Source organism: Micromonospora sp. WMMA1363, from assembly GCF_030345795.1.
Taxonomy (GTDB): domain Bacteria; phylum Actinomycetota; class Actinomycetes; order Mycobacteriales; family Micromonosporaceae; genus Micromonospora.
The window spans coordinates 246793-269592 of sequence record NZ_JAUALB010000001.1; the positions used below are offsets into that span (position 1 = coordinate 246793).

The following is a 22800-nucleotide window of genomic DNA, read 5'->3' on the forward strand; positions in this document are numbered from 1 at the left end:
CCGGTGCTCAGCGTGATCGTCTTCCTGCCCCTGGTCGCCGCCGTGGCCCTGGCGGCCGTGCCCCGCCTCGCCGATCCGGTGGCGCGGTGGGCATGGGTCGCGGTGGCGGCAGCCGACCTCGCGTTGATCGCTGTCATCTGGACGCGCTACGACCCTCCGCCGCCCGGCGAGTTGGCCTTCGACGAGCGGGTGCCGTGGATTCCAGGAGTGAACAGCAGCTACCACGTGGGGGTGGACGGCTTCTCCCTGCCGCTGGTCGCGATGACCGCCGTGATCTTCCTGGCCTGCGCGGTGTACGCGGTGCGGGAACGACACCGGCCCCGTGGCCAGGCGGCGCTGTTCCTGTTCCTGCAGAGCGTCAGCCTCGGCCTGTTCGTCGCCGCCGACCTGATCCTGTTCTTCGTCTTCTTCGACCTGTCCATCGTCGGCATGTACTTCGTCATCGCCGGCTGGGGCCACGGTGACCGGGGCCGCTCGGCGCTGAAGTTCTTTCTCTACACCTTCCTCGGCTCGCTGGCGCTGCTGGTTGGTTTCATCGGCCTCTACATCGCCGCCGATCCGCACACCTTCGATATGCCGGAGCTCGTCGCGGCGACGCCGTTGTCCGATCGGGCGCCGGCCGGCGGGCTGGTGCTCGCCGCGATTCTCGTCGGGCTGGCGGTGAAGACCCCCACCGTCCCGTTTCACACCTGGCTGCCGCCGGCGCACACGGACGCGCCGGCCGTCGGCTCGGCCGTGTTGGCGGGTGTCCTGCTGAAAATGGGCACGTACGGTTTCGTGCGGATCGCCATGCCGATGCTGCCGGGCGCGTGGCGTGCCTGGGCGTGGCTGATCGTCCTGGTCGGCGTCGGGTCCGTCCTCTACGGGGCGCTGGTGGCGTTGGCACAGTCCAACCTCAAGCGCATGATCGCCTACACGTCGGTCAATCATATGGGCTACATCGTCCTCGCCGTCGGTGTCGCCGGTCTGGCGGCCGCCGACACCGCACAGCCAAGGGCGGTCGCGGTCACCGGCGCGGTCACCCAGATGGTGAGCCACGGACTGATCACCGCCGCGCTGTTCCTGCTCGCCGGGGTGCTGCGCGACCGCGCCGGCAGCTACGACATGACCGGGTACGGTGGGCTCGCCGGTCCGGCGCCGGCCTTCGCCACGCTGTTCGCGATCGGCGCGTTCGCCTCTCTCGGCCTGCCGGCGTTCTCCGGTTTCATCGCCGAGTTCCAGATCTTCACCGGCAGCGTCGCCGCCGCTCCGGTCACCGCGGTGGCACTGCTCGGCATCCTGGTCACGGCGGCGCTGTTCCTGGGTGCGCTGCAACGCGTCTTCACCGGGGAGACCCGCGGCAGGTCGGCCGGCTTCGCCGACCTGACCGCGCGGGAACTGTGCTCGGTCGGGCCGTTGCTGCTGCTCTCCCTGCTGATCGGCGTCCTGCCCCGCCCGCTGCTCGACGTCGTCGAGCCTGCCGCGAACCGCCTCGTCGACCTGGTCGGGCGGTAGGCGGTGGAGACCGGGATGATGCGTCCCGCGCTGCTGCTGCCCGAGATGCTGCTCGCCGGCGGAGCGCTCGCGGCACTCCTCGGCGGTTCGTTCCTGCCCCGGCACCGGCAGTGGCTCATCCGGATCCTCACCGTCGGCGTGCTCGCTGGCATGATCGTCGCCGCGGCGGTGCGGCTGACCGCTCCGGCCACGACCGCGTTCGACGGGTCGTTCGCCGTCGACACCGCCACCGGGGTCGCCCGGATCCTGGCCGGGACCGGCACCCTGCTCGTGCTCGTGCTCGCCGCCGACGAGATCGCGGGTACCGCGCGGGAGAGCGAGACGTACGCGCTTCTGCTCTTCGCCACCGCGGGCGCCGTGCTGCTCGCCGGTGCCGACGACCTGCTCGTCCTCGCCGTCGGGTTCCTGCTCGCCAGTATCCCGCTCTACGCCCTGATCGGGCTCGCCGGCACGGCCGGCGGCGCCGAGGCGGCCATGAAGACCTACTTCCTGGGGGCGCTGTTCGGCATCGTACTGCTGTCCGGGGTGACCGTCCTGACCGGGCTCGCCGGCACCACGTCGTACGCGGAACTTGCCGGCCGGCTCCCCGAGACACCCCGCGCGGCGGTCACCGTCGCCGCCGTCGCGGTGATCGCTGGACTGATGTTCAAGGCCGGCGGAGTGCCCGCGCACTTCTGGGTGCCGGACGCGGCCGAGGGCTCCACCGCGCTCACGGCGACGTTCCTGACCACCGTGCCGAAGATCGGCGCGTTGGTGGCGGTGCACCGGATCGTCGGTGTGTTGCCCGAGGCGACCCGGTGGCCGGTTGTCGTGGCGGCCCTCGCCGTGGCCAGCATGACGCTGGGCAATCTCGCCGCCTACTGGCAGTCTGACCCGCGGCGGCTGCTCGGCTGGTCCACCGTCAGCCAGGTGGGATTCCTCCTCGTACCGGTGGTCGTGGCCGATCGGTCCGACCTTGCCCTGCCGTCGCTGCTGGTCTACCTCACCGGCTACACGGTGACGAACGTCGCCGCGTTCGCGGTCACCGCCGCGCTGCCGGACCACCGCGACCTGGCCGACTGGCGGGGGCTGGCCGCCGGACGGCCGTGGCTTGCCGCGGCCCTGCTGGTGGCGCTGCTCGGGCTGGTGGGCACCCCGCCCACGGGCGTCTTCGTCGGTAAGCTCACCACCGCCAGCGCCGCGTGGGACGGCGGGTATGCCTGGCTCGCCGTGGTCGCGGTCGGCAACAGCGTGGTCAGCCTCTTCTACTACCTGCGCTGGATCAGCCCGGCCTTCCGCGCCGCCGGTGCGGAGGGCCCGGCCGGTCGTGGCGCGCGAATCAGGGCCGGCGCGGGCGGACGGGCGTGGTCGGCGCGGATCGCGGTGACGGCCGCTGTGCTCAGCCTCGTGGTGGGCGTCGGCGCCGGTCTGCTCTGGGCGGTCGTGGCAATGGCGTAGCGGCGCCGACGGCCCCGGCGACTCCCTCCTGGCCCCGGCTCCTGGGGAACTGCGTGTCGGCTGACGCCGGCGTGCCGTGTTCGGTCGGCGGCCCGCGCGTGGACCCAGGGCGGCCACCGGCCCGTCCTCGGCGGGTCGGCACCGTCAGTGGCCGCCGCCCAGCCGGCCGGCGAGGGAGCCGTGGATGGCGGCGCTGGGCCGGTTCAGCTCGATGATCTCGACCGTCTTGCCACGGGCGGCGTACTTCGTGGTGATCGCGTCCAGCGCCGCGACCGATGAGGCGTCCCAGACGTGGGCGTTGGTCATGTCGATGACCACGTGCTGCGGGTCGTCGGCGTAGTCGAACTGGTAGACCAGGTCGTTGCTGGAGGCGAAGAACAGCTCACCGTGCACCGAGTAGATCCGGGTACCCCCCTCGGGGTCCAGGACACTGGTGACCTCGACCAGCCGGGCGACCCGCCGAGCGAAGATCACCATGGCGGTGAGGACGCCGGTGGCGACGCCGACCGCGAGGTTGTGGGTGACCAGGGTCGTACCGACGGTGGTGAGCATGACGAGGGTCTCGCCGAGCGGCATGCGCCGGAGGGTGGCGGGGGTGACGGAGTGCCAGTCGAACGTCGACACCGCAACGATGATCATGACGGCGACGAGGGCGGCCATCGGGATCGCGGCGACCACGTCGCCCAGGGCCACGACGAGGACGAGCAGGAACACACCGGCGAGGAACGTCGACAGGCGGGTCCGTGCGCCGGACGCCTTCACATTGATCATCGTCTGACCGATCATGGCGCAGCCGCCCATGCCGCCGAAGAGGCCGGTGACGATGTTGGCCACGCCCTGACCCCACGACTCGCGGGTCTTGTCCGAGTGGGTGTCGGTGATGTCGTCGACCAGCTTGGCGGTCATCAGCGACTCCATCAGCCCGACCAGTGCGATGCCCGCGGCGTACGGGGCGATCAGGACGAGGGTGTCCAGGGTCCAGGGGACCTGCGGCAGGCCGAGGGCCGGCAGCCGGTCGGGCAGTTCGCCCTGGTCGCCGACGGTGGGCACGGTCATGCTGGCGGCGGCGGTGACGACGGTCAGCACGATGATCGCGACCAACGGTGCGGGAACGGCGCGGGTCAGGCGGGGCAGCCCGATCATGATCGCCAGTGCCAGGGCGGCGAGCGGGTAGACCAGCCACGGCACCCCGAGCAGGTGCGGAATCTGGGCGGCGAAGATGAGAATGGCCAGGGCGTTGACGAAGCCGACCATCACGCTTCGCGGGATGAACCGCATCAGCTTCGCCATGCCGAGGGCGGCGAGGACCACCTGGAGCAGCCCGCCGAGGATCACCGCCGCGATCAGGTGATCGAGACCGTGCTCCCTGGCGAGAGGAGCCACCACCAGGGCGATCGCGCCGGTCGCGGCGGAGATCATCGCCGGACGGCCGCCGCAGACGGCGATGGTGACCGCCATGGTGAACGAGGCGAACAGGCCGACGCGTGGGTCGACCCCCGCCAGGATCGAGAAGCTGATCGCCTCCGGGATCAGCGCCAGGGCGACGACCAGGCCGGCGAGCACCTCGGTGCGGAACACCTTCGGCGACAGCCAGGACGGGCGGGACAAGCGCGGCCGGGTGACCGCGGGCAGCACAGAAGACATACAGCCGTTTCCGCTCGGGGTGTGCGCCGCGCGCACACGCGATTCCGCGCCCGCAGGGGCGCGGCGTTACCGGTGATCAGTGACGGTCCGACGGTTCCGGACGTCCACCCGGCAGCAGACCGCGAAGGGCCGGCGGTCGCGCCTCAACCCACATCGAACCTACCCTCCGATGCCGGTGGGCTTCCCCCTTCGTGATGATCATCACTGTGGGTGTGGTAGCTCACAGTGCGGCTCTGCGGCCCGACCCCTCCGGCGCCGACCGGTCGGCGCCGGAGGTCAGCCGCCGGGCAGCTGGCCGCCCGTCGTCGTGCCGCCCACGGCCCACGACGGTGTTACGCAGGACCGGCAGCACGGCGTACATGGGTGCGCTGCCCGCCTCGTCGAGGCCGGTTCACCCGGCCGGGGTGAACCGGCCTCACCCGCGCCGGTGCGAGCCTTGCCAGGGACAGGAGGGAGCGGGCGATGAGCACGTCGGCGCCGGAGCTGCTGCGACGGCTGGGGCTGGACCGGCATCCGGAGCTGCCCGAGACCACGGCCGGCACGGTGCGCCTGGACTCCCGCGGCGGCGGGCGGACCGAACACTGGTACCTCACCATCGCCGACCAGCGGGTCACCGTGACCCGGCGCGCGGACGACGCCGACCTGGTCGTACGCGCCGACCGCGCGGTCTTCGACCAGATCGCCGCCGGGGTTCTGCACCCGGCCGCGGCGCTGGGTCGCAACGAGCTCACCGTCCGCGGTGACATCCGGCTGTTCATGACACTTCGCCGGCTCTTTCCCGGTCCGCCCGGCGCGCACCACCCCCGTGAGGTGGCGGCCCGTACGCTGACGGCCGACGGCGAGCCGGGTGCGGCCGAGCAGGCCACCGGGGGTGCCCGGGGTGAGCGGAGTCACCGATGAGGCAGCAACGGGTCCACGTGATGGCGGGCAACGCCTTCGCGGTCAGCGACGCGCAGGGCGACGTCGAGACCGATCCCGGCGTGCCGGTCGGGCTGTTCTCCTTCGACACCCGGTTCCTCGCGCACTGGGTGCTGCGGGTCGACGGAGACCGGTTGCAGGCCCTGTCCCGGGACGACATGACCTACTTCGAGACACGGTTCTTCCTCGTCCCCGGAACCGTTAGCCACTACGTCGACGCCGACGTGTCGGTGATCCGGCACCGGTCCCTCGACGACAGCTTCAACGAGAGCCTCACCGTGCTCAACCACTCCGGCGACCCGGCCGAGTTGACCGTGCGGATGGAGATCGGCAGCGACTTCGCCGACTTCGCCGAGGTCGCCGACGCCGCCCAGCCACCAGCGCGCCGGGTGCGGGCCACCCCGGATCCGGCGCGGCGGCAGCTCCGGCTCCAGTACCGGCGGGAGCGGTTCAACCGCGAGACGATCGTGACCAGCACCGCGCCGGTCGACGTGGACGAGCGAGGAATGACGTTCCAGATCCGGGTGGCCCCGCACGGGCAGTGGGAGACTGACCTGCACGTCAGCATGATCGTGCGCGGCGAGGGCGGCCAGGACATGCGGGCCGACCTGGAGACCCATCGTCAGCACATCCGCCGGGACATGCGCGACGACCTGCGCGAGTGGCTGGACCGGGCCCCGACGCTGGTGGCCGGGGACGAGGCGTTGGCCACGGCGTACCGGCGCAGTCTCGTCGACCTGGCCGCGCTTCGGTACGAGCCGCTGTCGACCGTGCGCCGGATCCCGGTCGGCGGGCTGCCGTGGGCGATGTCCCTCGTCGGACGGGACAGCCTGGTGACCTGCCTACAGACGTTGCCGTTCACACCGGAGTTGGCCCCGGTGACGCTGCGCCTGCTGGCGCTGCTCCAGGGAGGGCGGCTCGACGACACCCACGAGGAGGAGCCCGGCAAGATCCTTGCCGAGCTGCGGTACGGGGAGGCCGCAGCGTTCGGGGAGATGCCGACCAGCCTCTACTACGGCGCGGCCGACACCACGCCGCTGTTCGTGGTGCTGCTCGACCAGTACGAGCGCTGGTCCGGAGACACCGCGTTGGCGCGGGAACTGCGCCATGCGGCCCGGATGGCACTGGACTGGATCGACGAGTACGGCGCCTCCACGGGCGACGGGTACGTGCGCTACCAGCGCCGCAACACCCGTCAGGGCACGGTGAACCAGTGCTGGAAGGACTCGCCGGGGGCGATCACCGACCGGGACGGGCGGCAGCCCGATTTCCCACGCGCCACCTGCGAGGTGCAGGGTTACGTGTACGACGCGAAGGCGTGTGGTGCCCGCCTCGCCCGTGAGGTGTGGGGCGACCCCGCGTACGCGGACCGGCTGGAGCGGGAGGCGGCGGCGCTGAAGCGGCGGTTCAACGACGACTTCTGGCTGCCGGACCGGGGCTACTACGCACTGGCGCTCGGCCCGGACGGACAGCCGGTCGACGCGCTCACCTCCAACATCGGCCACCTGCTGTGGAGCGGAATCGTCCCCGACGACCGGGCCGGGACGCTCGCCGAGCAGTTGGTCGGCCCCGACCTGTTCTCCGGGTGGGGTGTCCGTACCCTCGCGACGGGGCAGCCGGTCTACAACCCGGTCGCCTCGCATTTGGGCGCCGTGTGGCCGTGGGACAACGCCGTGATCGCCACCGGCCTGCGCCGGTACGGGCGCGCTGCGGAGGCGGCGCGGATCGCCCAGGGGATCTTCGACATGGCCGAGATGGTGGGCGGGGCGGTGCCGGAGGTCATCGCCGGCTACCCGCGCACGCTGACGAAGTATCCCGTCCAACTGCCGATCGCCGGGCGTCCGCAGGCGTGGTCCTCCGGGGGGCTGCTGATGCTGCTCGCCGCTGTGCTCGGGCTGGAGCCCCACGGTGACAACCTGCTGGTCGACCCGGTGCTACCGGAGGGTCTCGGGCGGATCGAGTTGCTGGACATCCCCGGCCGGTGGGGCTACTCCGACGCCTACGGCCGGGACCGGGCCGCCGGTGTCCACGGTTACCGGTCCCGGCTGCGTTGACCTGCTTGCCACCGTCCCGGCGGGCTCCGGCCCTGCGGTGGCCGCCGGCCCCTCGGCCGCCGCGGATGTGCCGGACGGCGTCGTGGTCGGTGGCCGCCACCGGGCCAGCCCGCGGTCCACCCCGACGAGTCCGAGCCCGAGCAGCCAGAACGCGACGGCGAAGGCGACCGCGCTGATCCCGACGCCGCGGTAGCCCAGCGCGCCGGCGTCGACGAACGGGTACGGATACTCCTCGACGATCAGGCCGCGGACCAGCGCGAAACCGAGGTAGCCGAGCGGGAACGCCAGCCACCACACCGCGTACCGTGGGCGCAGCCGGCCCCGCCGGTCGAACAGGGCCCAGTCCGTCACCGCCAGCAGCGGCACCACCGTGTGCAGGAACTGGTTGCCCAGCACCTCGCCGAACGCCCGGTCGGCCTGGGGCATCGCGAACGGGCTGGCCGGATTGGCCAGCACGAGGTGATAGACCACAGCCGTGATGGTGATGTAGAGCGTCACCGCCCCCTGAGCGCCGACGGCGGTTCGGGCCGGCCCGGTCGGGCCTGCCAGACCGCGTACCCGGCGACGAGACCCACGGCGACGTTGCTCTGGATGGTGAAGTACGGCAGCAGGCTGATGATCGTCGTTGGGCCGAGGGCGGTCAGCAGGATTCCGGCCAGCACACCGATCACGATCGCGAGGCGGAGGGCCACCGCCGTGCGGCGGCGCCGCAGGCTCATCGGGGCAAGCTACCAGCTTGGTCCCGCGACGGTCACCAGTCGTGGACGGCCGGGTTCAGTTCAGGCGGTTGGCCGGCGACGGTGTCCGGCCGGCCGGTCAGGACCGGCGGCCGCGCGTGCGGAGCGCGTCCTCGGCGCGCTCGTCGATGTCGGCGTCGTCCGGGAACGGCCGGCGCGGCGGTGCCGGGTCCGGGGGTGCACCGGGCCCCGCCACCGGTGTACGCGTCGGCTCCACCGCCCCGAACCCGTGCCGGCCCGCGGGGCCGGAGGACGCGGCCTGCTCACCGGCGCGCCGCTCGCCCCGCCGCCCCTCCGGGACGGCGTTCTCCTCGCTGCCCTCGTTCATCGGGTCGTCGTCGCCGGCACCCCACGGTGGATCCGCGTCGAAGCCGTCCCGGGTGATCCACGGCGTGGCCGCCTCCGGCTGCCGCCCGTCGCCGCGCCCACTGCTACCCGTCATCGCCCACCTCGCTGGTCTCCTCCGGCGGTACCGGGTTCGATTCGCCCGCCCCGGCCGTCACTTCTCCGCAACCCGGCGCGCCCTGCCGGGGCCGGTGGGGCACGACGCCGGCGTCAGTGGCCGGACGTCGTCGTCCGTCGGCCGGTGGCGCCCATCGTTCCCCGCTTGCCCATGCTCTTGCCGGTGCCCATCGAGCCGGCCCGCGCGAGTATGCCCCGTAGGACCTGTCCGGGCTTCTGCTGCTCGCCCATGTACGCGGTGACCACGATCAGCGCCCCGGTCAGGGCCGGGATCGCCCACTGGAGCATCTTCATCTGTCGTTGACAGGACGCCACGTCCGACGGCGTGGAGTGGTTCGGCTCGGTCGTGCCGTCGACCGGCGGGTTGCCTGCCTTCTCCAGCCGCATGCCGAGCAGTCGGCTGTAACCCGTCACCGCGAGCGCGCTCACCGTCAGGGCGGTCTTGACCGTACTGGCCCTGCCCACCCCCGCCTGGACGGCCATCCGCGGGCTCTCGGTCACCAGTTCGCCGACCGCGCCGGCGAGGTGGGCGCCGATTGCCGCCGCGTTCACCGGCGTCCACCTGGCCCAACCCGCCGACGCCGCGGGCAGCCGCTGGGTCGAGTCGCTGATCTGTGCTGCGCTGCCGTTGACCCCGAAGGCGCCCATCAGGGAGCCCCCGAACCAGGCCGCCAGGCCCAGATCGTGCATCGAGCGCAGCGCGGTGTGCCGTTCGGACATCTGCTCCCCTTCCACCATGTCGGGCGCCGCGGCATACCCGCCGCCCGTGCCGCTAATCCCGGCACTGATCTGCCGATACCTCGCGGGAGTGGGGATCCGGCCGCAGATCGCGGGCGTGGAGACCCGGCGCCGGGATCCGCCCGGATTGGATCGCGCGACGTCCCCCGGGCGGGCGGGGCGCCGGGCGGCAACGCGACGCCGGCCTCAGTGCGTCGGCAGCCGGGCGGCGAACCGGGCCACCCGGCCGGCCAGCGGGCTCGCCGCGCGTACCCAGGTGAAGTGGTCCATCCGGGCTCCGGACTGCGCCGCCGTGTAGCGCTCCCGTGCGACGGGAGCCGTGACCAGCTTGCCGCAGAGGTGGTCGAGTGTCTCGTGCGGTGTGTACTGGTCGTCGTCCACGCTGACCGCCAGGACCGGGGTGCGGACCGCCCGGATGGCCGCTTCGGCGTCGACGCCGTCCAACTGCGGGAACCGGCCGGTGCGGGCGGTGTACGCCCAGTCGTGGATGACCCCGCGTGCCTGCCGGCCGCCGAAGCCCCAACCGGGCCAGACGCCGAGCAGTCGGGCGGTGGCGGCGATCCCCTGCGTGAATGGCAGGACGCCGTACCGCCGCGCGCCAGGGTAGCTGCGCCACCAGGGCAAACCCACGGCGACCAGGGCCAGTCCGTCGACGTCGTGCCCCTCGTGCAGGGCGAGGTGCAGCAGCGCTGCCTGACCGCCGAGAGAGTGCCCGAGCACGACGGTCCTCCGCCCGTCCCGCCGGGCCTTGAGCGCCGCCAGCACCACACCGACGTCGGTGGCCAGCTCGGCGTAGCCGTAGCTGCAGTCGCGGCTCGGCCGCGGCGTGCTCGCACCGGTGCCCCGCAGGTCGGCGACCGCGACGGCCAGCCCGGCGGCGCGCAGCGCCGTGGCGAACGTCCGGTAGTACCGCGCCGGGACTCCCATGGCGGGCGAGATCAGCACGACCGGGGCGTCGGCGACGCCCTCCGGTTCCGGGTAGATCTGGAGGCCGAGGCGGGCCCCCTCGACGTCGACGAACTCCTGTTGGTACTCCGCGTTCACGGAATCAATCTACGACCCTTTCCTACTGGCGGGTAACCTGCGGGTGACCGGCGTCACCCCGGACGTCGTCGAACGCCCGCTGCACGTTCAGGTAGACCAGGTCGGTGCCGGGGAGCTCGGCGGTCAAGGCGTACCGGGCGAGACCCCACCAGCGTGCCGAGCCCGACGCGAAGCGGTGGCCGGCGGCAGGGGGTGTCGCCCGGGTCACGGGGGGAATCTGCCAGCCGTCGGGTCGGTTGCGCCGGTTGTGGCGGGTCGAGCGGGGCTGTCGGGCATTGTCAGGACGTCCCGCTAGGCTCGCTGCGGCGCGCCGCTTCCGGCCGATGCCCGCCGTCCGCGGCACCACACCGCCGAGACCCGGCGGCACCACACCGCCGAGACCCGGCGGCACCACACCGCCGAGACCTGGGAGTACGACCAGTTGACCGCAGAGCCTGAGACCCTGTATGGGGCCGACGACCTCACGCACCTTGAGGGGCTGGACGCTGTCCGTAAGCGTCCCGGCATGTACATCGGCTCGACCGACAGTCGTGGCGTGGGCCACCTCGTCAACGAGATCCTCGACAACTCCACCGACGAGGGCGTCGCCGGCCACGCGACGACGATCGAGGTCACGTTGCACGCGGACGGCTCGGTCCAGGTCGACGACGACGGTCGGGGCATTCCCACCGACGTGCACGCGAAGTCCGGCATCTCCGGCGTCGAGCTGGTGCTCACCCGGTTGCACGCGGGTGGCAAATTCGGTGGGTCGGGCTACAAGACGTCGGGCGGCTTGCACGGGGTGGGCGCCTCAGCGGTCAACGCGCTCGCCCGTCGGTTCGACGTGACGGTTCGCCGGGGCGGCAAGGTCCACGCGATGTCCTTCCGGCACGGTGTTCCCGGCGTCTTCGACGGCGACGGGCCGGACGCCCGGTTCACCGCCGGCCCCGGGCTCCAGGTGTCCGGCGCGATGAAGCGTGGCCAGCGAACCGGCACCTCGATCCGGTACTGGCACGACCCGCGCTATTTCGAGACCGGTGCGTCGCTGGACGCCGAGGCAGTGCGGATGAAGGTGCGCAACACCGCTTTCCTGGTGCCCGGCGTCCGGTATCTGCTGCGCGACCACACCGGGACGGAGCCGGTCGAGGAGCGGTTTCACTACCCGAACGGCCTGGCCGACATGGTGGATTTCCTCGCCCCGGCGGGGGACCGCGCGGTGTCCGGCACGCTGCTGGTGACCGGTGAGGGGGCATACCGGGAAAACGCCGCCGACGCCAACGGCGTCATGCAGTCCAACGTGCAGCGGCGCGCCGAGGTGGAGGTGGCCTTCCGGTGGGGCACCGGCTACGACCGCACCGTGGAGTGCTTCACCAACACGATCCGCAACGCGCACGGCGGCACCCACCGCAAGGGCTTCGAGCGGGCCCTGACCCGCGCGCTCGTCGACGCCGTCCGCAACGCCCGCGGCCTGCTCAGGGCCAAGGAGGAGCCGCCCACACTGGACGACATCCTCGAGGGGATGACCGCGGTGGTGCACGTGCGGATCCCGGAGCCGCAGTTCACCTCCCAGACCAAGGACGAGCTGTCCACCGCCGGTATCACCAAGGTGCTGCAGGGCCTCGTCGAGCAGCATCTCAAAGGCTGGTTGGAGGACCGGAAGACCAAGGCCGAGGCGCGGACGGTGCTGCAGAAGATCGTCGACGCGGCGCGGGTCCGGTTGACGCAGAAACAGCAGAAGGACGCCGCGCGCCGCAAGACCGCCCTGGAGGGCGCGTCGATGCCGCCGAAGCTGGTCGACTGCCGTTCCACCGGAGTCGACCGCAGCGAGCTGTTCATCGTCGAGGGGGACAGCGCTCTCGGGACGAGCCGGATGGCCCGTTCCTCGGAGTACCAGGCGCTGCTGCCGATCCGCGGCAAGATCCTCAACGTGCAGAAGGCGAACCTCCAGCAGGTGCTGGACAACGCCGAGTGCGCCGCGATCGTGCAGGTGCTCGGCGCCGGATCCGGGCGGACGTTCGATCTGTCCGCGATGCGGTACGGCCGGGTGCTCATCATGGCCGACGCCGACGTGGACGGCGCGCACATCCGTACGCTGCTGATCACGCTCTTCGCCCGCTACATGCGGCCGTTGATCGAGGCCGGCCGGCTGTACGCGGCGATGCCGCCCCTGCACAAGATCACCACGAGGGGGCGCAGCCCGCAGACGGTCTACACGTACACCCAGGCGGAGATGGAGGCGACGGTCCAGCGCCTGGAGAAGGCCGGCAAGCAGGTCGCCACCCCGATCCCGCGGTTCAAGGGCCTCGGCGAGATGGACGCCGACGAGCTGTGGGAGACCACGATGAACCCGGCTACCCGGGCGGTCCGTCGGATCACCCTCGACGACGTCGAGGAGGCCGAGGGGATCCTGGAGCTGCTGATGGGGGAGAAGGTCGAACCCCGCCGGAACTGGCTGATCAACTCCGCCGACCGCGTCGACCGCGAGGCGATCGACGCATGAGCACACCGGCCGCCGAACACGGACAAGGACACTGAACGATGGCACGCCGCAAGGAAACGAAGGTCGACCTCTCCTCGTTCGACCAGGCCGGCGCGCGGGTCTTCGACAACCCGCTGGTCACCGAGGTTGCCGACTCCTACCTGGAGTACGCGTTCTCGGTCATCCACTCCCGCGCGCTGCCGGACGCGCGGGACGGGCTCAAGCCGGTGCACCGCCGCATCCTCTGGTCGATGGCCGAATCCGGCTTCCGGCCGGACCGTTCGCACGTCAAGTCGGCCCGTGTCGTCGGTGACGTGATGGGTCGGTACCACCCGCACAGCGACGCGGCGATCTACGACGCGCTGGTCCGCCTGGCGCAGGACTTCTCGCTCAACGCGCCCCTCATCGACGGGCATGGAAACTTCGGAAGCCCGGACGACGGACCGGCGGCGGCGCGCTACACCGAGTGCCGGCTGTCCCGGGAGGCGATGCAGCTCGTCGGCGAGCTCGGTGAGGACACGGTCGACCTGGAGCCGAACTACGACGGCTCACTGACCCAGCCCACCGTGCTGCCGGCCGCCTTCCCGAACCTGCTGGTCAACGGCGCGTCCGGGATCGCGGTCGGGATGGCGACCAACATGATTCCGCACAACCTCGGCGAGGTGGTCTCCGCCGCCCGCTGGCTGATCAACCACCCGGACGCCACGCTGGACAAGCTCATGGAGTTCGTGCCGGGTCCCGACCTGCCCACCGGCGGGCTGCTGCTCGGCCTCGACGAGGTGCGTCGGGCGTACGAGTCCGGCCGTGGTGTGGTGCGGATGCGCGGCAAGGTGGAGATCGGCCCGGTGGAGGGCAGCCGTGGCCGGCAGGCGATCACCGTGGTCGAGCTGCCGTACGGCGTCGGCGCGGAGAAGATCATCGCCGCCATCACCAACGAGGTGACGAAGACCAAGCGGCTCACCGGCATCGCCGACGTCAAGGACCTGACCGACCGGGAGAACGGCACCCGGCTCGTCGTCGAATGCAAGGTCGGGGTCAATCCGCAGGCGCTGCTCGCCGACCTCTACCGGCTGACCCCGCTGGAGCAGTCGTTCGGCGTCAACAATCTGGTGCTGGTAAACGGGCAGCCGCAGACGCTGGGGTTGAAGGCACTGCTGGAGGTCTTCCTGTCCCACCGGTACGAGGTGGTGACCCGGCGCAGCGCGTACCGGAAGCGCAAGCGCGAGGAGCGGCTGCACCTGGTCGACGGTCTGCTGATCGCGTTGCTCGACATCGACAAGGTGGTCAGACTGATCCGGGGCAGTGAGGACGCGCAGGCCGCGAAGAGCGGCCTGATGCAGCGGTTCAAGCTGTCCGACGTCCAGGCCACGTACATCCTCGACACGCCGCTGCGCCGGCTGACGAAGTACGACCGGCTGGAGCTGGAGGCCGAGCAGGAGAAGCTGCGCGGCGAGATCGCCGAGCTGTCCCGGATCCTGGACGACCCGAAGGTGCTGCGGAAGGTCGTCTCCGGCGAGCTCGCCGCGGTGGTGAGGCAGTTCGCGACACCGCGCCGCACCACACTGGTCGACGGGGACCTCAAGGAGGTGCTGGCCGCCTCCGTACCGGCCGGCCCGCTGGAGGTCGCCGACGACCCGTGCCAGGTGATCCTGTCGGCGACCGGCCTGGTCGCGCGCACCGCGGCTGAGTCGGAGGAGGCAGCCGAGGGGCGCCGCCGGCGCGGCCGGGTCCGGCACGACGCGGTACGCGCCGTCGTCCACTCGACGGCCCGCGGCCGGGTCCTGCTGGTCACCAGCGCTGGTCGCGCGATCAAGGTGGACGTGCTGCCGTTGCCGGTGCTGCCCGAGCAGTCCGGCACCGTCTCGCTGCGCGGGGGGATGTCCGCCGCCGAGCTGGCGCCGCTGGAACCGGGGGAGATCGTGGTCGGCCTGGCCCCGCTCGGGCCGACTGCCGAGGGGTCGCCCGGGCTCGCGTTGGGAACCCGGCAGGGTGTGGTCAAGGTGTGCGCGCCGGAGTGGCCGGTGCGCTCCGACGAGTTCGAGGTGATCAGCCTGCGGGACGGTGACGAGGTGGTCGGGGCGACCTGGCTCACCGACGGTGCCGAGAGCGTCGCGTTCATCACCTCCGAGGCGTCGCTGCTGCGGTTCCCGGCCGGGCTCGTCCGTCCACAGGGGATTCGGGGTGGCGGCATGGCCGGAGTCAACCTGACGGCCGGGGCGCGGGTGGTGTTCTTCGGCGCGGTTCGCACGGACGACCCGACACGCGGCGCGCCGATGGTGGTCACCTCGACCGGTGCCACGGTGAAGGTGACGCCGTTCGCGGCGTACCCGGCGAAGGGGAGGGCGACCGCTGGAGTGCGCGTCCAACGTTTCCTCAAGGGCGAGACCGACGTGGTCGCCGCCTGGGTCGGCCCTCGGCCGGTGGGCTCGACGGCCAACGGTGAGCCGGTGGAGCTGCCCGCGGCGGATCCGCGCCGGGACGGCAGCGGCTTCGCCGTGCTGCTCGGGCCCGCGGTGGTGGGCCACCAGGTCGAACGCGACTGATCTGTCCGCTGACGGCGCCCCGGACCAACCGGTTGCGGGCCCGTGGGCCGACCCGCCGCCACCGCCGCGGGCGGACCTCAGGCGACGTTCGCGGGACGGAACTGGACGCTGACCCGGGGGCCGACCGGACGGGCGGTCTTGGGGATCGCGTGTTCCCAGGTGCGTTGGCAGGAACCGCCCATCACCACGAGGTCGCCGTGGCCGAGTGAAAAGCGGAGGCTGGTGCCACCGCCGCGGGGTCGGAGCAGCAGCGCCCGGGGTGAGCCGAAGGACACGATGGCGACCATCGTGTCGGCGTGCGCGCCGCGACCGATGGTGTCGCCGTGCCAGGCGACGCTGTCCCGCCCGTCCCGGTAGAGGCACATGCCGGCGCTGACGAACGGTTCGCCCAACTCGGTGGCGTAGTGCCGGGTCAGCACCGTCCGGGCGGCGGTGAGAACCGGGTGGGGCAGCGGCCGGCCGGCCGCGTACCAGCAGAGCAGGCGGGGCACGGCGACCTGAGCGTCGTACATCGTGCGGCGTTCGGCCCGCCACGGCACGTTCCGCCGGAGCGTGTCGAGCACCTGGTCGGAGCCGCGCACCCAGCCGGGCAGGTGGTCGATCCAGGCGCCCCGGGTGAGCTGGTGCCGGGTGGCTGCGCCCGCGAGCGGCTCGAGCGTCGGGTCGGCCTCGACGAGATCCAGCATGGAGGGCTGATAGGCGGTGTCCGGCACGTCCCGAGCGTACCGCACCATCGAACACGTGTACGATTCGTGACCCGGTGCGGCGCGGCGGCGGCCGGCCCGGCGGGTAACGTCGCGGGTCGGTGTCTACCGGGCCGTCGAGCCCGCCCACCCCGACAAGGAGATGCCCGTGCTGGTACCCCCCGCCGACCGGCCAGGATCCGCGGTGGAGGACGCCGCGCCCGCCCGCGTCGGCCGGCTGCCGTCGCTGACCGGGCTGCGGTGGATCGCGGCACTGCTGGTTTTCGGGTTCCATGCCGGGACGATGGGCATCGTCGCCGAGCCAGACCTCAAGACGGTCGTCGACCGGACGTTCACGCTGGGCCTGTCGGGCGTGCAGTTCTTCTTCATCCTCAGTGGATTCGTGCTGGTCTGGTCGGCCCGGCCGGGCGAGGCGAAGCGCACCTTCCTGCGTCGCCGGATGGCCAAGATCTACCCGAACCACCTGGTCATGTTCGTGGCGGCACTGCTCGTGGCGTACGGGTTCGGCGACCCGGTGAACCCCCGCGCCGCGCTGGAGAACCTCCTTCTCGTGCAGGCCTGGGATCCCACCCCCGGCATCTTCTACAGCGTCAACACGGTCAGCTGGTCACTCTCCTGCGAGCTGTTCTTCTACGCCTGTCTACCGTTCGCGCTGCCCTTGATCCACCGGGCACCGACCGGTGGGCTGTGGGCGGTGATCGGCGCGGTGCCGCTGTTCATCCTCGCGCTCTGGCCGGCGCAGGTCCTCGTGCCGGAGGAGAACCGGTGGTGGTTCACGCAGATCTTCCCGGTGGTGCGGTCGCTGGAGTTCTGGCTGGGCGTGGCTGCCGCGGAGCTGCTGCGCCGGGGCCGGTGGCGCGGCCCTGGGCTCGGCTCGGCCAGCGTCCTCTTCCTCGTGACCTGGGTGGTGGCTGGCAACTGGATCCGGGCCGAGCTGTGGGCGGCGTCGCTGTCGGTGGCGTACGTCCTGGTGATCGTGGCCGCCGCGGACGCGGATGTCCGTGGCCTGCGGACTCCGTGGCGTACCCGCCCGATGGTCTGGCTCGGTGAGGTCTCGTTCGCCTTCTACGTGGTGCACGTCCTGGTCATGGTGACCGTTCTCCGGCTGACCGGTCACCACGGTGTTGGTGTGCCCGGCTGGTGGGGGCCGGTCGCGGTGGTGGGCTTGTTGCTGGTGAACCTGGCACTCGCGGCGCTGCTGCACCGCTATGTGGAGACGCCGATGACGCGGCGCCTCGGACCTCCCCGTGCGCCGCGACGGACGGCGTTGCCCGCCGGGACCGCGCCGTCCCCGTGGGCCGCCACGCCGGAACACCCGCGGGCGGCCGAGGCTGCGCTGGTCCATGTCGGATCGTCGAGTGGTCGGGACCCCGACATGCCTCGGACGGATGCGGTGGAACGCCCCCGGCGGTAGCGTATAACTGTGCTTCCGGTCGCGCTCACCTGTCCGTTGTGGTGGGTGGCGCGCTGGGCCTCCCGGCTGCTCGCCGGTCTGGCGCTGACCGCCGGCCTCACCGTCGGCGTCGCTCCCGCCCACGCGGCCGGGCCGGCCCTTGTTCCCGCCCACGCGGCCGGGCCGGCCGCCGGACCGGCGCTCCGGGTGCTTCCGAACCTGGTTGGCGCCGACTGCGGTGCGCTACCCGGTCAAGGAACGCCGGACGCCGCCGCGCCGGACCCCCGGGCCGACACGGTGTCGGTCGGGGTGGTGACGGACGCCGCGCCGGCCCACCGGGGCGCTGTCGTTGCCGCGTCCACCACGCGGACGGCGGTGGACGCCGTCGGGTCTGCCGTGGCGGTGCCGCCGGGTGCCGGGGTGCGCCACGGCAGCGCGGGACGGCCGCTGGCGGGTCCGGGGGACAGCCCGGTGGCCGGGCAGTTGCCCGCCACGGCGGGCTCGCGGGCCCCGCCGCTGGACTGAGCATCCCGCCGACCGGCCGGACCGGCGCTTCCTCGCCGACCGGCAGCGCTCCCGGCGCCGGCCCGCCAGCTCTCCGCGCCGTCCCCGTACCTGCCCGCACGCCGCCGTAGCCCCGACTCCCGTGCCCACACGGTGTCGGTCTCCTGCGGTGCCCCAGTCTTCCGTCGAGGTTGCCGACATGAACAACGTCCTCCACGAGTTCCTCACCGACGTTCCCCGGGCGAGTGCCATCTGGTCCGCGCTACTCGTCCTCGCCCTGACCACGCTCACCGTCATCGCCGCCCGGCCCGAGCCGGATCGGCCCGAGCGGGATCGGCCCGCCGACCCGCCGCTGGCGGACGAAGCCGCCGACCTGCGCCGGTACGCCGAGGAGGTGGCGGTGGCGGCAACCGGCGCGATCCGGACGGCGCGGCGTCGGCGGGAGGCCTGGCTCACGGCGCAGGAGGAGGCCGACCAGGCCTGGCAGGCGTACGACGAGGCGGAGGTCGCCGCCCGCCGGTTCGTCGCCGCCGCGGCTCTGCACACCCCGCGTACGCCCCGCACGCCCGCCGAGTACGCGGCACGGGAGCGCTGGCTGCACCAGGCGGTGGTGGCCGCCCACTGGCGAGGAGACCTGTCCGCGCGGCAGCTCGGCGACGTGTTCGGCCACCGGGATGGCTGGAACCCGCGCCTGCACCCGGCGGAGCAGGAGATCGTCTTGACGCGGGCGGTGCGGAACGGCAAGCTGGCCGCTTACCGGGCCGCGACCGCGCGGGAACGGGCGGCCTGGCGGGACGCCGAGGTGGCCGCGGAGGCGGCCCGCGCGCTCCACGCCGAGGCGTACGCCGCCAGGAAGCGACTGTCTCCGGTGCCGTCGGTGCGAGCCCGGGCGGCTTCCGCGCGAGGCCCGGTGCTCGCCGCTCGCTGGCGCCCGGCGCGGGGCGGACTGACACTATTTCAGTGACGCCGGTCACCTTGGTGTCGAACCGGTCAGTGGTCGCATTTCGGCCGACTTTCGCGGGCGGTTCCCGGCGATCGGCCACCGCTCGTCCGCTTGTCGACCTGCCGTGCCGTTACGGCCCCTCGTCCCATTGAACTGCGCCAGTGCATAAGTGCCCGCAAAATTGCTGCATGATCGATGTTTAAGCAGCTCAACGCCGGTTGGCAGGTCGTTGACCGGCCAGTAGTGTCGGCGCGTCCGGTGCGGTACCCGATCGCAAGAGGCGACGCCGCACGGACCCGCTCAATCGTCGAATGACGAGCCGGGGACCCATTGCACCTGGGGTGAATCCGCGATTCCGCGGTAGGGCGTACTTCCCGCCCGAATCCGTCAGCTAACCCGGTCGGCGGTGTCGGAAGGAGTTCGATCCTCGTGCAGCACGACCGCATCTCCCGGTTCCACCGCCGCCTCCACGGCATCGCGGTGCCCGCGCCCGTCCGGCTCACCGCCGGGCGCTGACCCACCGCCTCGCTCGGTCCCGCCGGGCGCCTTCTCTCGTGGCCCCCGCCGCCGGACCCGGTCCGCGCGGTCGGCTCGGTGCGCCACCAGCCTGACACTCCGTGGAGGATCCCGTGAAGCACCACCTCAGGCGACAGCTCCGTCGCATCGTCACCGAGCGGCCCTACCAGGTGGCCGCCGCGTCCGCCGCCGCGCTCGTGCTGGCGACCGGTTCCGGCGCCTTGGCCGCCGGCGCCGACGAATCTCCCGCTGTGGGGCAGACTCCGGCGTCAACGGCGGAGCTGGGCAGCGAAGCCGTCGGGTCGGCCAGCACCGTGGCGGCTGCCCCGTCGAGTGCTGCCCCGTCGAGTGCCGCCCCGTCGAGTGCGCCGGTCGAGACAGCTGCGGACCCGGACCTAGACCAGAAGCCGGAGCCGCCGACGTCCAAGCTCCTGGAGTACGACTACCAGGCGCAGACCAACTTCTACTACTGCGGTCCGGCCGCGGTCCGTAACGCCCTGAGCGCCACCGGCGTCGAGCGGACCCAGGATCAGCTGGCCGGCCCGTTGGGGACCGACCAGTTCGGCACCGACTCGGCCGAGGACACCACCCGGGTGCTCAACGCCATGGTCGAGGGCGACCCGTACCAGACCCGGATGTTCTCGGGCGGTGCGGCCACCCCGGCCCAGATGGACCAGCTCCAGTCCGACATCGTCGCCGCCGTCGCCGACGGCCGCGGCGTCGTGGTGAACGTCGCCGGCAGCGCCACCGACACCGACGGCGGCTGGCACTCGTTCCCCGGCGGTCACTACGTCGCGGTGGTCGGGTACGACGACGAGGGGCGGCTGGCACGGATCGCCGACTCGGCGAACCCGGCGGCCGGGTCGTACTGGATGACCACGATCGCCCTGGCGAACTGGGCCGCGACCCGCGGCTACTCCGCCTGAGACACCGGCGCGCCCGCCACCGTTTGACCCCCGCCGCCGGCTGAGAGCTTCTCGGGAGCAGCACAATTGTGCCCAGCGACTCGGCATGCCCAGCGACAAGGCGACGCTCCGCTCACGACGCGGCCGCTGCCCACCTCGCTGGCCGGAGGCCAGGCCGTGGCGGAGCGCGACGCAGTCCACCCTGGTTGCTTTCGCTTTTCCCGCTGATGCGCCACCCGCACGCCGGTCAGGTCGCGTCGTCTCGCCTCATGTCGGTACGGGTGGTGAGCACACGGGCGATCGCCGTGCCTGCCAACCGGTCGTCGTCCAACTGTTCGGCGACGTAGTTGACCGTACGGCGAATGTGGCCCACTCGTCGGCGAAAGCGTCTGGCGAGTTCTCCCTAACGGCCGTGGGGGCCGAATACAGCGCGTACCGGGCGCCCGGCCCCGGTGGGCAGGTCCTCGCTGTCACCGGCTGGCCATGTACTCCTCGTACGCCTTGGTCACCTCGTCGGTGGGACCGTCCATCCGGATCTCCCCGGATTCCAGCCAGATGGAGCGGTCGCAGGTGTCGCGGATCGAGTTGATCGAGTGGCTGACCAGGAAGACCGTACCGGCGTTGGCGCGCAGTTGACGGATCTTCTGCTCGCTCCGCCGGCGGAACCGCGAGTCACCGGTGGCAAGGGCCTCGTCGATCAGCAGCACCTCGTGCTGCTTGGCCGCGGAGATGGAGAAGCGCAACCGGGCCTGCATGCCCGAGGAGTAGGTGCGCATCGGAAGGGAGGCGAAGTCGCCGCGTTCGTTGATGCCGGAGAAGGTCAGGATTTCCGGGACGGCCGTGCGGACCTGCGCGGGGGTCATGCCCATCGCCAGGCAGCCGAGCGCCGCGTTGCGCTCACCGGTCAGCTCGCCAAGCAGTGCGGCGTTGACCCCGAGCAGCGAGGGCTGGCCCTGGGTGTAGATCGCCCCCTGGTTGGCCGGCATGAGCCCGGCGATCGCCCGCAGCAGTGTCGACTTGCCAGAGCCGTTACTGCCGATCACGCCGATCGCCTCGCCCCGGTAGGCGGTGAAGCTGACGCCCTTTACCGCATGGACCTTGCGCAGGGTGGGGCGTTGCTTCTGTCGGGTAACCATGCGCTTCAGCGCGGCGGCTGGGGAGGAGGCGACGCCGGTGCCAGCGCCGTAAACCCGGTAGACCAGGTGCACGTCGTCGACGATGACGGTCGGAATCCGCTCGCCGTGCGTCGTGGTGGTGGCGCTCGCCGGGAGAGTGTTGGGGTCAGCCACGTCCGTACTCCTGCTCGCCTCGCCAAAAATAGACATAACCAGCCACCCCGACGACCACCGCCCAGGCGGTCGCCAGCAGCCAGAGTCGCGGCGTGCTTGAGGTCAGCGGGGCGCCCTCGAGAAGCGCGTGCCGGACCAGCTCGATATAGATCAACAGCGGGTTGAGCTGGATCAGGGTGGCGGCAGCCGCCGGCAGGTTGTCGGCGAAGGCCTTGACGCTGTAGAGCACCCCCGACCCGTACATCCAGGTCCGCATGACGAAGGGCATGACCTGCTTGAGGTCGGTCATCTTCGAGCCGAGCCGGGCCAGCGCCAGGGCCAGCCCGACGCTGAACACCGTCTGGAGTATCAGTGCCGGTATCACCAGCAGCCACTCCATGGTGATCGGCTCGCCGGTGACCAGGACGATGACGACGAGCACCGCCATCGCGGAGAGCAGGTGCCGGAACTGGGTCGCGGTGATCGCGAAGGGCAGGGCCGCCCGGGGGAAGTGCAGCGCCCGGATCAGGTTGAGGTTCCCGGTGATAGCCGAGGTGCCGCCCATCGCCACGCTCGAGGTGAAGCTGAAGACGAACAGGCCGACGCAGAGGTAGGCGATGAAGTTGGGGATGTTTCGATCCGTGTTCAGAATTACGCCGAAGATCAGGTAGTAGACTGCGGCGTTGGTCAGCGGTGTCAGGACCTGCCACAGCTGACCCAGCCGGGCCTGGCCGAACGAGGCGGTCACCTTGGCGTTCGCGTACGCCGTGATGAAGTGCCGGTAGGCCCACAGTCGCCGCGTGTACGCGGTCAGCGTGGGCCTCTCGCCGGCGACGGTCAGGCCGTACCGAGCGGCTAGCTCCGCCCCGGTCAGTCCTGAGTCGGCGTCGGCCACCGCCGTCTTGGCCATGGTTTGGGCGCTCCGATCTTCGTGGCGTGGAGAGAGTGATCGACGGCGGAGAGCGTGGTCGCCCAAGGGTGCCAAGCGCCGTCGCTGGCGTGGAACGTAGTCGAAAACACGTCGGGACGCAACCGTAC

General features: G+C 71.8%; 22 protein-coding genes and 1 riboswitch. Of the genes, 10 read left to right on the plus strand and 12 right to left on the minus strand.

Annotated elements, in window-relative coordinates; translation table 11 throughout:
* Positions 1–3: 3 nt before the first annotated feature.
* Both QTQ03_RS01195 and QTQ03_RS01200 read left to right on the plus strand, forming a co-directional pair.
* Entirely contained in the window at positions 4–1494 is a 1491-nt protein-coding gene (locus tag QTQ03_RS01195; protein WP_289276300.1) for a complex I subunit 4 family protein, read from the plus strand.
* 15 nt (positions 1495–1509) lie between these two features.
* A complete protein-coding gene (locus QTQ03_RS01200; RefSeq protein ID WP_502889676.1) occupies positions 1510–2931 on the plus strand; it encodes an NADH-quinone oxidoreductase subunit N in 1422 nt (473 codons plus the stop codon).
* A 144-nt stretch (positions 2932–3075) separates the two neighbouring features.
* Here QTQ03_RS01200 and QTQ03_RS01205 read toward each other — a convergent pair whose 3' ends face one another.
* Positions 3076–4575, minus strand: a complete 1500-nt coding sequence (locus QTQ03_RS01205) for a SulP family inorganic anion transporter (protein ID WP_289276302.1) — start codon at positions 4573–4575, stop codon at positions 3076–3078.
* A gap of 220 nt (positions 4576–4795) precedes the next feature.
* On the minus strand, positions 4796–4936 hold the full coding sequence (locus QTQ03_RS01210) for a hypothetical protein (RefSeq protein WP_289276303.1): 141 nt from the start codon (positions 4934–4936) through the stop codon (positions 4796–4798).
* A gap of 101 nt (positions 4937–5037) precedes the next feature.
* Here QTQ03_RS01210 and QTQ03_RS01215 point away from each other — a divergent pair, with 101 nt between their 5' ends.
* A complete protein-coding gene (locus tag QTQ03_RS01215) occupies positions 5038–5475 on the plus strand; it encodes an SCP2 sterol-binding domain-containing protein (protein WP_289276304.1) in 438 nt (145 codons plus the stop codon).
* The gene (locus QTQ03_RS01220) at positions 5472–7547 is read left to right on the plus strand and encodes an amylo-alpha-1,6-glucosidase (RefSeq protein ID WP_289276305.1); all 2076 of its coding nucleotides are present in this window, start codon (positions 5472–5474) and stop codon (positions 7545–7547) included. Before QTQ03_RS01215 ends, QTQ03_RS01220 begins: the two co-directional genes overlap by 4 nt.
* Here QTQ03_RS01220 and QTQ03_RS01225 read toward each other — a convergent pair.
* The 6 genes from QTQ03_RS01225 to QTQ03_RS01250 form a co-directional block, all read right to left on the minus strand.
* Positions 7428–8045, minus strand: a complete 618-nt coding sequence (locus QTQ03_RS01225; RefSeq protein ID WP_289276306.1) for a Pr6Pr family membrane protein — start codon at positions 8043–8045, stop codon at positions 7428–7430. The genes QTQ03_RS01220 and QTQ03_RS01225 overlap by 120 nt on opposite strands.
* Positions 8042–8266 (minus strand): hypothetical protein, encoded by a 225-nt coding sequence (locus QTQ03_RS01230; protein ID WP_289276307.1) that lies wholly within the window; start codon positions 8264–8266, stop codon positions 8042–8044. Before QTQ03_RS01230 ends, QTQ03_RS01225 begins: the two co-directional genes overlap by 4 nt.
* A 97-nt stretch (positions 8267–8363) precedes the next feature.
* Positions 8364–8726 carry a hypothetical protein gene (locus QTQ03_RS01235; RefSeq protein ID WP_289276308.1) on the minus strand — a complete coding sequence of 121 codons (363 nt, stop codon included), beginning with the start codon at positions 8724–8726 and terminating at the stop codon, positions 8364–8366.
* Between the two features lie 113 nt (positions 8727–8839).
* The gene (locus QTQ03_RS01240) at positions 8840–9466 is read right to left on the minus strand and encodes a hypothetical protein (protein ID WP_289276309.1); all 627 of its coding nucleotides are present in this window, start codon (positions 9464–9466) and stop codon (positions 8840–8842) included.
* 204 nt (positions 9467–9670) lie between these two features.
* Complete coding sequence (locus QTQ03_RS01245; protein ID WP_289276310.1) at positions 9671–10528, minus strand: alpha/beta hydrolase family protein; 858 nt, start codon at positions 10526–10528, stop codon at positions 9671–9673.
* A gap of 22 nt (positions 10529–10550) precedes the next feature.
* Positions 10551–10736 (minus strand): hypothetical protein, encoded by a 186-nt coding sequence (locus QTQ03_RS01250; protein ID WP_289276311.1) that lies wholly within the window; start codon positions 10734–10736, stop codon positions 10551–10553.
* Between the two features lie 213 nt (positions 10737–10949).
* On the opposite strand from QTQ03_RS01250, the gene QTQ03_RS01255 reads away from it, so the two are divergent.
* Positions 10950–13007 carry a DNA gyrase/topoisomerase IV subunit B gene (locus QTQ03_RS01255; protein ID WP_289276312.1) on the plus strand — a complete coding sequence of 686 codons (2058 nt, stop codon included), beginning with the start codon at positions 10950–10952 and terminating at the stop codon, positions 13005–13007.
* Between the two features lie 38 nt (positions 13008–13045).
* Positions 13046–15529 carry a DNA gyrase/topoisomerase IV subunit A gene (locus tag QTQ03_RS01260; RefSeq protein WP_289276313.1) on the plus strand — a complete coding sequence of 828 codons (2484 nt, stop codon included), beginning with the start codon at positions 13046–13048 and terminating at the stop codon, positions 15527–15529.
* Positions 15530–15606: 77 nt separating this feature from the next.
* On the opposite strand, the gene QTQ03_RS01265 is transcribed toward QTQ03_RS01260, so the two are convergent.
* The gene (locus tag QTQ03_RS01265; RefSeq protein WP_289276314.1) at positions 15607–16263 is read right to left on the minus strand and encodes an alpha-ketoglutarate-dependent dioxygenase AlkB; all 657 of its coding nucleotides are present in this window, start codon (positions 16261–16263) and stop codon (positions 15607–15609) included.
* Between the two features lie 118 nt (positions 16264–16381).
* Between QTQ03_RS01265 and QTQ03_RS01270 the strand changes: the two genes are divergently transcribed.
* The 4 genes from QTQ03_RS01270 (at position 16382) to QTQ03_RS01285 (ending at position 20515) form a co-directional block, all read left to right on the plus strand.
* Positions 16382–17647, plus strand: coding sequence for an acyltransferase family protein (locus tag QTQ03_RS01270; protein WP_289276315.1), 1266 nt, complete (start codon positions 16382–16384; stop codon positions 17645–17647).
* A gap of 9 nt (positions 17648–17656) precedes the next feature.
* Entirely contained in the window at positions 17657–18151 is a 495-nt protein-coding gene (locus QTQ03_RS01275) for a hypothetical protein (RefSeq protein ID WP_289276316.1), read from the plus strand.
* Between the two features lie 178 nt (positions 18152–18329).
* Positions 18330–19094, plus strand: coding sequence for a hypothetical protein (locus QTQ03_RS01280; protein ID WP_289276317.1), 765 nt, complete (start codon positions 18330–18332; stop codon positions 19092–19094).
* A gap of 266 nt (positions 19095–19360) precedes the next feature.
* Positions 19361–19494: riboswitch (cyclic di-AMP (ydaO/yuaA leader) on the plus strand.
* A 196-nt stretch (positions 19495–19690) separates the two neighbouring features.
* Positions 19691–20515 (plus strand): C39 family peptidase, encoded by an 825-nt coding sequence (locus QTQ03_RS01285; protein ID WP_289276318.1) that lies wholly within the window; start codon positions 19691–19693, stop codon positions 20513–20515.
* A 226-nt stretch (positions 20516–20741) separates the two neighbouring features.
* On the opposite strand, the gene QTQ03_RS01290 is transcribed toward QTQ03_RS01285, so the two are convergent.
* The 3 genes from QTQ03_RS01290 to QTQ03_RS01300 form a co-directional block, all read right to left on the minus strand.
* Complete coding sequence (locus QTQ03_RS01290) at positions 20742–20867, minus strand: hypothetical protein (protein ID WP_289276319.1); 126 nt, start codon at positions 20865–20867, stop codon at positions 20742–20744.
* A 97-nt stretch (positions 20868–20964) separates the two neighbouring features.
* Complete coding sequence (locus QTQ03_RS01295) at positions 20965–21819, minus strand: ABC transporter ATP-binding protein (protein WP_289276320.1); 855 nt, start codon at positions 21817–21819, stop codon at positions 20965–20967.
* On the minus strand, positions 21776–22672 hold the full coding sequence (locus tag QTQ03_RS01300; protein ID WP_289276321.1) for an ABC transporter permease: 897 nt from the start codon (positions 22670–22672) through the stop codon (positions 21776–21778). Before QTQ03_RS01300 ends, QTQ03_RS01295 begins: the two co-directional genes overlap by 44 nt.
* Between the last annotated feature and the right edge of the window lie 128 nt (positions 22673–22800).